The 8342-nt window shown below is 42.5% G+C and carries 6 protein-coding genes; 1 reads left to right on the forward strand and 5 read right to left on the reverse strand.

Translation table 11 applies throughout. The features are described from left to right. The first annotated feature begins 19 nt into the window (after positions 1 to 19). On the forward strand, positions 20 to 3040 hold the full coding sequence (locus L1D46_RS03140; protein WP_130050805.1) for a carboxypeptidase regulatory-like domain-containing protein: 3021 nt from the start codon (positions 20 to 22) through the stop codon (positions 3038 to 3040). A 69-nt stretch (positions 3041 to 3109) separates the two neighbouring features. Here L1D46_RS03140 and L1D46_RS03145 read toward each other — a convergent pair whose 3' ends face one another. From L1D46_RS03145 to L1D46_RS03165, 5 genes are all read right to left on the reverse strand, one after another. Then, entirely contained in the window at positions 3110 to 3541 is a 432-nt protein-coding gene (locus tag L1D46_RS03145) for an energy transducer TonB (protein WP_130050804.1), read from the reverse strand. Between the two features lie 153 nt (positions 3542 to 3694). Beyond that, positions 3695 to 4873: a DUF1343 domain-containing protein gene (locus tag L1D46_RS03150; RefSeq protein ID WP_239976779.1), complete on the reverse strand. Its 1179-nt coding sequence runs from the start codon at positions 4871 to 4873 to the stop codon at positions 3695 to 3697. Beyond that, positions 4873 to 5808 (reverse strand): N-acetylmuramic acid 6-phosphate etherase, encoded by a 936-nt coding sequence (gene murQ, locus L1D46_RS03155; RefSeq protein WP_130050802.1) that lies wholly within the window; start codon positions 5806 to 5808, stop codon positions 4873 to 4875. The genes L1D46_RS03150 and murQ overlap by 1 nt, the downstream gene beginning before the upstream one ends. Further along, entirely contained in the window at positions 5798 to 6709 is a 912-nt protein-coding gene (locus L1D46_RS03160; RefSeq protein WP_130050801.1) for a BadF/BadG/BcrA/BcrD ATPase family protein, read from the reverse strand. Before L1D46_RS03160 ends, murQ begins: the two co-directional genes overlap by 11 nt. After that, positions 6710 to 8278, reverse strand: coding sequence for a sodium:solute symporter (locus tag L1D46_RS03165; RefSeq protein WP_130050800.1), 1569 nt, complete (start codon positions 8276 to 8278; stop codon positions 6710 to 6712). Between the last annotated feature and the right edge of the window lie 64 nt (positions 8279 to 8342).

The raw sequence follows: 8342 nt of genomic DNA on the forward strand, positions 1-8342 counted from the left end.
AATATAAGGACGGGAAACAATGAAACAACATGCATCCACACTCGCAATGAGCTATATAGCAAAAGCGACAAGCAATGCACTTCGCGCAAAGAAAACAGCCTTCACCGGTGTTGTTATGGCCGCAGCTCTAGCCAGCGCGCCAGCCTTTGCAAATCTAACCGGCGGGATCAAAGGTAAAGTGTCATCACCTAAAGCGCAGCAGTCACTGGCGGGGATCACAGTTACAGCAAAAAGTAATGTGATGCCAAAACCACGTACAGTCGTTACGCGAGAAGATGGCAGCTACGACTTACCGCAATTAAAACCAGGTACTTATGAACTGACTTTCACTGATAAAAACGGTGTAACTCAAACCATGACTGTCGACGTTTTACTTGAGCAAACATCAAGCTTAAATGTCACTATGGGCGGTGCTAACGAAAACGTTGAAGTCATTACAGTTACTGGCAGTAAATTATTCCGCCAAGGTAAGTCTGCACTGACTAACTCATTAGGCGAAGAAGCAATCAACAGCGTGCCAGTTGGTCAAGATTACCGTGACCTACTAAAACTTGTTCCGGGTGTTGAGCTATCAGAAAATGCAACGCTTGGTCCATCAGCAGGTGGTTCGGGTGTTGATAACTCTTACGGCTTTGACGGCGTAGATGTTTCACTCCCAATGTTTGGTAACTTAGCATCTGAGCCATCAACCCATGACGTTGCTTACGTTACTATGGACCGCGGTGGTGCAAAAGCCGTTGGCTTTAACCGCTCAGGTGGTTTCTCAATTAACACTGTATCAAAATCAGGTACTGACGAATTCCACGGCAATGTTGAATACAAAGTTCAACCTAAGAGTTTAGTGGCAACACCAACAGGTCAAGAAAGCTATGAGCTTGATAAAAGCTGGTTAACAGCAAGTTTAGGCGGCCCACTCATTGAAGATACCTTGTATTTTTATACTTCTTATTACCGCCCAGAAGAAAAGCGTACCAATAAAGATACTGCCTATGGTGCTGTAAAAGACTTTAAAAGTGTTCGTGATGAGTATTTTGGTAAATTAACTTGGGCACCTACTGACGATATTTTACTTAATATTTCACAGCGTACCTCAGAAAAAACCATTGAAGGCCGTTCAATTGGCGCTTACGAAACTGACAGTGTATCTGCTGGTGATGAAGCCAACCAAGATATCTTTACTTTAGATGGTTCGTGGATTTTAGGCGATGCAACAACTCTTTCATTCCAATACAGTAAATTAGAGATAGAAACAGCAGGTAAGCCAGATACTGAATTATCAGTAGTACCTTCATTAACGAGCCAGCTTGACTTAAATAATCTAACTGAAATGGGTTACTTCAGTGTCCCTAGCTTATTAGATGCTGATGATAACTACACTGCGGAACAAATTGCTGCATATAATGCAGGCGCAGCACCACTAATTGCACAATACGGTTATACCGAAGATGGTCAAATGCGAGGCGGCGGCGGTGTTGGTGCGTATTACCGATACGATAATATCGACTTCTACCGTGATAGCTTTGAGTTAAATCTAGAACATGAATTTACTTGGGGCGATAGCTACCATACATTACATTTAGGTGGCGAGTGGAAAGAAGGTAAAGAAGTACTGTCTCGTCTTTCAAATGGTTGGGGTAGCATCTCTTATGTTGGCGGCCTAGATGAAAGCTTAGAAGAAGGCAGCTCTGCGCCGGTTATTTACCGTGCTCGCGTGCAACAAATGAGCTTAGTAGCAGGTGGTGATGCCGTTTCTGCTATTAACTCAGAAATGGAAACCCTTAACTTCGAAATCAACGACACCATTGAAGTAGGTGATTGGACTTACAATGTGGGTGTGTTAGTGAGCCGCGATACTTGGTATGGCCAAGGCCTTAAATCGGCATCTGGCACGATCTCAGGTTATGAGTTAGCCCCAGGCGAAAAATACAAAATGTACCAAACAGATTGGTCAGATATGATCCAACCGCGTTTAGGTGTGAATTGGAACTATGCAGATCAAGACGCTATATTTGCTAACTTCTCAATGTATAACCCAGAAGCAAGCTCACTTGCACGTGCCGCCTCTTGGGACCGTAATACCCGTGCCGAAATCGAAGTTGAATTTGATGCAGACGGCAACGTAATTTATGCAGAGCCGCGTCAAGGTTCATCTGGTAAAGTATTTGCTGATAACTTAAAACCTCGTCAAATCAAAGAGTTTACGCTTGGTACTACTAAATATGTGGGCTCTGATTTAGTATTACGTGCTCATGTTCGTCACCGTAAGGCATCGCATTTCTGGGAAGATATGCCAAACAATGCCCGCTTAACTGACTACTCTGGCGTTGATGCTGATGGCGTACCACAACATATTGCAGACAAAGGCCTTTATGTCGATAACCTCGCTGAAATCCGCGATGAAATTGGTGGTTCATCTTATGTTATTGCCGAAGTAGATGGTGGCGAGACTAAATATTGGGAAGCAAGCATCGAAGCTGAATACCTAGGTGAAAACAGCTATATCAATGCTTCTTATGTTTGGAGTCATTACTACGGTAACTTCGACCAAGATAACACCACAGCAACAACAGATGCGAATACCTTCATTGGTTCATCAAACTATGGTGATGGCCGTGGTCGTTACCCTTGGGATTACAAATACGGCACATTATCAGGTGATAAACCGCATAAAGTAAAAGTCTATGGTTACTATACAGTGCCATGGGATGCAAACATTGGTGCATACTTTGTATTCCAGTCGGGTAAACCTTGGGAAGCATGGGATGGTTCAATCTACGGTTACTCAAGTGGCACAACGCGTTACAGCGAGCCTGCAGGCAGTCGTCGTAGTCCAAGCCATTGGCAACTTGACTTAAACTACACCCAAGACTTTAAGTTCTCAGGTGACATGGAACTACAATTCCGTGCTGATATTTTCAATGTATTTGACCGTCAAACAGGTTACAACAATAACCCATATGTCTCGTCAGAAAACTTTGGTGAATATCGTAACTACTACAGCCCACGTCGCGTGCAGCTGTCGTTTAACTTCAAGTTCTAAGTTAATTTATCCTGTTGGGGCCGCTATTGCGGCCCTTTTTTATGCCTGAAAAAAGTAAAAGCCAAAAGCTTAAATTGTACAAAATGCTTTTGCCGCAGCTAAATTAGTCGCTTCTTTCATAAAGTAGTCGAGCTGCACAGTTCGAATAATCGCTCGCGACTCGTTGTTACTTGTACTTGCCTGCCATTGCCAATTTTTAAGCGACTCTCGTGACACATCTACAAACAGCCCTTCTGGGAAGCTCTCCACAAAACGAATATCGGTGGTATTACCCTGATTATCAATGGTAATTACAAAGCGAGCACAGCCCGTCTGCTTAGATATTAAAGCTGCTTTTGGGTAGTTAGGCTTTGTTGCATTTTTAAGTGTCCACAACTGCTCTGCTGCATTTTTATCATCACGAAGGTCGAGTACATCGGTTGAGTTACTTTTTGAAGTGTTAGGGAGTTGTGAGCAGCCAGCTAGTAAAGCAAGTACGGCAATGCTTAAATAAGCTTTCATGGTATATCCTTAATGATACCAACTCGTAATAATACATAATTGAATTAAGCAAACTGGTATGAAAACAAGTTCCTGAATATACCACAATTAATTTTTAGAGATATTAAAAAACGAGGCAAGCGCCTCGTTCTTTTTTATCTAGTTATCTAGCTATTATTGATACAGCAAATATGGGGCTCGCTTGCGTTTAAAAGCACTTAAATCGGCTTGCCAGCTTTGCTTTATTTGCTGCTCAGTTTGGCCTGCTTCAATGGCTAAACGCAATTTATCAGTACCTGCAAGTTTGTCCATAAAGTCAGCGCGTTCAAAAAATTCTTGATCATTCGCGCTCAGCTGTTGGTATGCCGAAATAAACACACTTAAATCTAAGCCATGAATATCAGCATCTCGTAAGTCTTGACCAAATACTTCAACTCCTTTGAATTTAGGGTTCATTGAAGCGCCTTTAATCGCCCTTGGCGTGAAACTAAATTCACCCAATTTTACTGGTGAATAGCCCACCACTTGGAACGGAAAGTCAGTGCCACGACCAATAGTCACGGGTGTTGCTTCAAAGAAACATAGTGATGGATAAAGCGCAATTGACTGTGCATTCGGTAAGTTAGGGCTAGGCTTTATTGGTAACTCATAAGCCATAGTACGGTCATAATTCGCAACGGGCACAACGCTTAGTTCAAGCTTATTAGCATCATTTATCCAGCCTTCACCTTTGATCATTTGAGCAAGTTCCGCCACTGTCATACCGTGCAAAACAGGAATTTCGTGCATGCCAACAAACGAACGAAATTGTGGGTCAAGGATAGGTCCATCAACATAGGCAATATTCGGGTTTGGTCTGTCTAGAACCACAACCTCTTTACTATTTTCAGCAGCGGCTTCCATCACGTAGTGCATTGAGCTGATGTAAGTGTAAAAACGCACACCGACATCTTGAATATCAAAAATAATGACATCTAAATCTGCAAGCATCTCAGGGCTTGGTTTTTTGTTACTGCCATAAATCGACACAACATCGATGCCAGTTTTAGCATCTACTGTGCTTTTAACATGAGCTCCAGCGTCATGATCGCCGCGAAAGCCATGCTCAGGGGCAAATATTTTGCTAACGACAACGCCTTTATCTAGTAATGCATCAACCAAATGTTGACCATTAACTACTGATGTTTGATTAACCACTAACCCGACACGTTTACCTTTTAGTGCTGGAACGTAGACTTGAAAATTAGCAGCCCCCACTTGCAAAGGCTGGGTTTTCTCAGGTGCTTGTACAGGCGTTTCTTGGCAACCTAAAAGCGCGAAACAACTAACGAGTAAAACAGCTAAAAAACGCATTATTCTTCAACCGCCTTACGTAAAAAGCCGCCGGCTTTTGAAAGTAACTGTTTTGCTTCAGGCGCAGGTTTTCCTGTTAGCACAATTAAAATAGCAAGTTTAGCACTTTGATCTGCTTGCTTTAATGCATCAACAGCTTGCTGCTGAGTACAGTCTGTTGCTTGCATAACAATACGAATAGCACGAGCATATAGTTTTTCATTACTAGCATTCACATCAACCATCAGGTTTTTATACACCTTGCCAGTGCGGATCATGCTAGCTGTACTTAGCATATTAAGTACGAGTTTCTGCGCAGTGCCCGATTTCATTCGTGTTGAGCCAGTTACGGCTTCAGCTCCAACAACAGGACAAATGCCGATTTGAGGTAAAAGCATCACCGCTGAATTTGGATTACATGTGACACCCACAGTCACACAACCGAGTGATTTAGCGTATTCAATTGCCGAGCAAACATAAGGAGTACGGCCACTGGCAGCAATGCCAACCACCACGTCTTTACTATTTAAATTAACATTTTTTAAGTCTTCAACGGCAAGTGTCGTACTATCTTCAGCACCTTCAACAGCCTTCTTAACAGCAGTGTCACCACCGGCAATAATACCCAACACTTGCTGATCGCTCACGCTATAGGTAGGAGCACATTCAACCGCATCTAAAATCCCTAAACGACCACTAGTGCCTGCCCCAATGTAAATCAACCTACCGCCATTTTGAAAGGCTTCGACTACGTGGTCTACCGCTTCACTAATTTGCGGGATAACTAATTTAACCGCCTCAGCCACTTTGTGATCTTCATTATTGATTTTAGTGAGGATCTCAGTGGAGCTGAGCAGATCGATATCCAAAGTGTCTGGGTTTTGTCCTTCGGAGACAATGCCGTTTAACTCTTCGAGTAACTCACGCTGTTGCTTAAATACGTGCTCAGGGCTCATTGGGTTGTCCTTTTTCAATAATGTCATGGTAATGCTCTGCTGCTAAAATCGCAGCACCAGTTAATGAATCTCCCTTGCAAGGAGATAATTCGTTTTGTAAAGCAAGTGGCAATAATGGTTGGCTAACTTTCGCCAAACCACCAATTAAAATCACTGGTAATAGTGAGTTTCCTCGGCTTTTATTAATTAACTGAACTACCGATTGAGTGTGCTCTGTTAATACACTATTTGCCGCTTTACAGTCATTTTTCAAGCTAAACACTAAAGGACTAAATGCTGCATAGTCCGCAGGTTTTGCTTGTTTAAGCCAACTACTAATTGCTTGTCGAGTGCATCCTAGCTGCTCACTCAAACGAATCGTTAATCGGCTTTTTGGTAAATCATAAATATCTATATCGTTTAATAATTGCTGCACAGCCATAAGACCTATACGGGCACCACCGCCAAAATCATCAACAGTAAAGCCCCAGCCACTAACCAACTTTGTTTGCTTTTGAGCATTTAATCTTGCTCCGACAGCACCTGTGCCAAGTGCAATAACTACACATGGCTCGCCAAGGTTTGCACCATATAATGAAGTAATTGCATCACTGGTGATTTGCAAACTGGCAAATTCAATTTCGTACACCAGTTTAAGCATCACTTTTAATTGCTCAGCAAGGCTTACCGATGAGCCACCAGCCACTCCCATAACGGTGACGATTTCACTTGGCTCTGCGCCACTTTGCTGGCATACATCGCGGGTCACTTTAACAATATTTTCTAACGCTAAATCAAGATCATTCGAAATTGATGCAGAACCTGCCTGAGCATGAAAAACAGCATCACCTGCCAGCTCCTTAAGCTCAGCTAACACTTTAGTGCCGCCACCATCAATGGCTAGAATATAGCGAACTGCCATTTATGCACTCTTCTCGTTCGATGATTTACCAAAGCAACACACAAGTGTCGCAAGCAAAGTGCCTATACACAGTTGCCAAGTAAATCCTAGGTAAAAACGCATTGTCTCAGGTAGTAACCAGTCAATCATGTATGGCTGCATTAATAAGGTCACCATAAAACCTGCTATCAGCGCAGCTAACACTGAGCCTTCACTGCCACGTTTGGTGAACAACGTCGTAAAGTACACACCTAACAAGCCACTGTACGAGAACACCATCACACTTAAAGCAAATTTTAATAATGGCATATCACTGTATTGCTGCCAGAAATAACAAAGAATAGCCATTAGCGCTAAGGCAAGGCTCACCACTGCCATACCGACACGACCTGCTTTGACAAAGTGATGATCACTAACTTGTTTATTATGTTTTTCTAAATACGGACGATAGATATCTTGTACGATGACTGAAGACATCGAACTAAGCCCTGAGTTCAACGTAGAAATAGCGGCAGCAATAATACCAACGCTCACCAAACCTTTAACTCCTGCTGGTACTTCGTTCAATACGTAGTACATAAAGATTGTGATTTTTTCGCCATTAAACTCTTGTACAACGGCTTGGCCTGCCTCGCTGTTCATCAATGCAGGTTGCTGATAAACAATATAAAGCAGAAAACCTATAAAGATAAAAATAGCCATAACGGGAATCACCATCACTACAGATAGTAATAACGCCTTACTGCCTTCTTTAGGGCTTTTACAGGTTAATAAACGCTGCGTCATATCTTGGTCTAATCCAAATGCAGCGATGTTTAAAAGTACAAAACCTGTTAAAACAGAGGCCATGTTAAACACCCCAGACGGGCCAAAATCTAAATCAAATTTAAACAGTGCTAGTTTAGAATCTGCACCTGGGCTTGGCTCATTGAGTGTTGCGATAATAGTCGAAAAATCAGCAGGAATAACGGCAAGTAAGCTCCATATGACCGCTATAGCAGCACTCACGTAAACAATACTTTGCAACACGTCTGAGTAAATAACACTGCGAATCCCCCCCAAAAAGGTATAAAGCAAGCCAGCAAGTGCTAACACCAGAGTAGCTATAACCACACTGTCTGCATCTATATTTCCGTATAAAATCATCGCCACGGCAATGGCCGCCATGTACAAACGCGCACCACTGGCAAACACACGGCCAAATAAATACATCAAGCCACTGCGACGCTTTGCCTTTGGACCGATGCGTTTTTCTAGTAGCTCATAAACCGTAAATACTTTTTGCTGATAGAACTTTGGAATTAAAAATGCCGATACGACAAAGGCGGCAATAAACGCACCGATATTAGTGGCTATGTAGGAAAAGTCACCTTGATAGCCTTGATCTGGCCCACCGATAAAGGTTGCTGCAGATTGTGAGGTAGCTAAAACAGAAATAGCCACCATCCAAGTTGGCATACTATTTCCGCCTAGAAAAAAATCTTGGCTTGAGTTAGCGCGTTTGCGATTAAACCACCAGCCACTTAGCAATAAAATTGCACCGTAACTTGCGAATACTAGCCAATCAAGTAAAGCGTAATTTGCACTCATTTATTATCCTAACCCAAACCTTAATGGAATATATTATTCCATCATTATGACAGAATTAAAATAC

This window comes from Pseudoalteromonas sp. Isolate3 (assembly GCF_022398505.1).
Taxonomy (GTDB): Bacteria; Pseudomonadota; Gammaproteobacteria; order Enterobacterales; family Alteromonadaceae; genus Pseudoalteromonas; species Pseudoalteromonas apostichopi.

What these genes read in the sequence shown, in the direction of transcription:
- L1D46_RS03145 (WP_130050804.1), bottom strand. Translation starts at nt 3,541, where the DNA reads ATGAAAGCTTATTTAAGCATTGCCGTACTTGCTTTACTAGCTGGCTGC.
- L1D46_RS03150 (WP_239976779.1), bottom strand. Translation starts at nt 4,873, where the DNA reads ATGCGTTTTTTAGCTGTTTTACTCGTTAGTTGTTTCGCGCTTTTAGGT.
- L1D46_RS03160 (WP_130050801.1), bottom strand. Translation starts at nt 6,709, where the DNA reads ATGGCAGTTCGCTATATTCTAGCCATTGATGGTGGCGGCACTAAAGTG.
- murQ (WP_130050802.1), bottom strand. Translation starts at nt 5,808, where the DNA reads ATGAGCCCTGAGCACGTATTTAAGCAACAGCGTGAGTTACTCGAAGAG.
- L1D46_RS03140 (WP_130050805.1), top strand. Translation starts at nt 20, where the DNA reads ATGAAACAACATGCATCCACACTCGCAATGAGCTATATAGCAAAAGCG.
- L1D46_RS03165 (WP_130050800.1), bottom strand. Translation starts at nt 8,278, where the DNA reads ATGAGTGCAAATTACGCTTTACTTGATTGGCTAGTATTCGCAAGTTAC.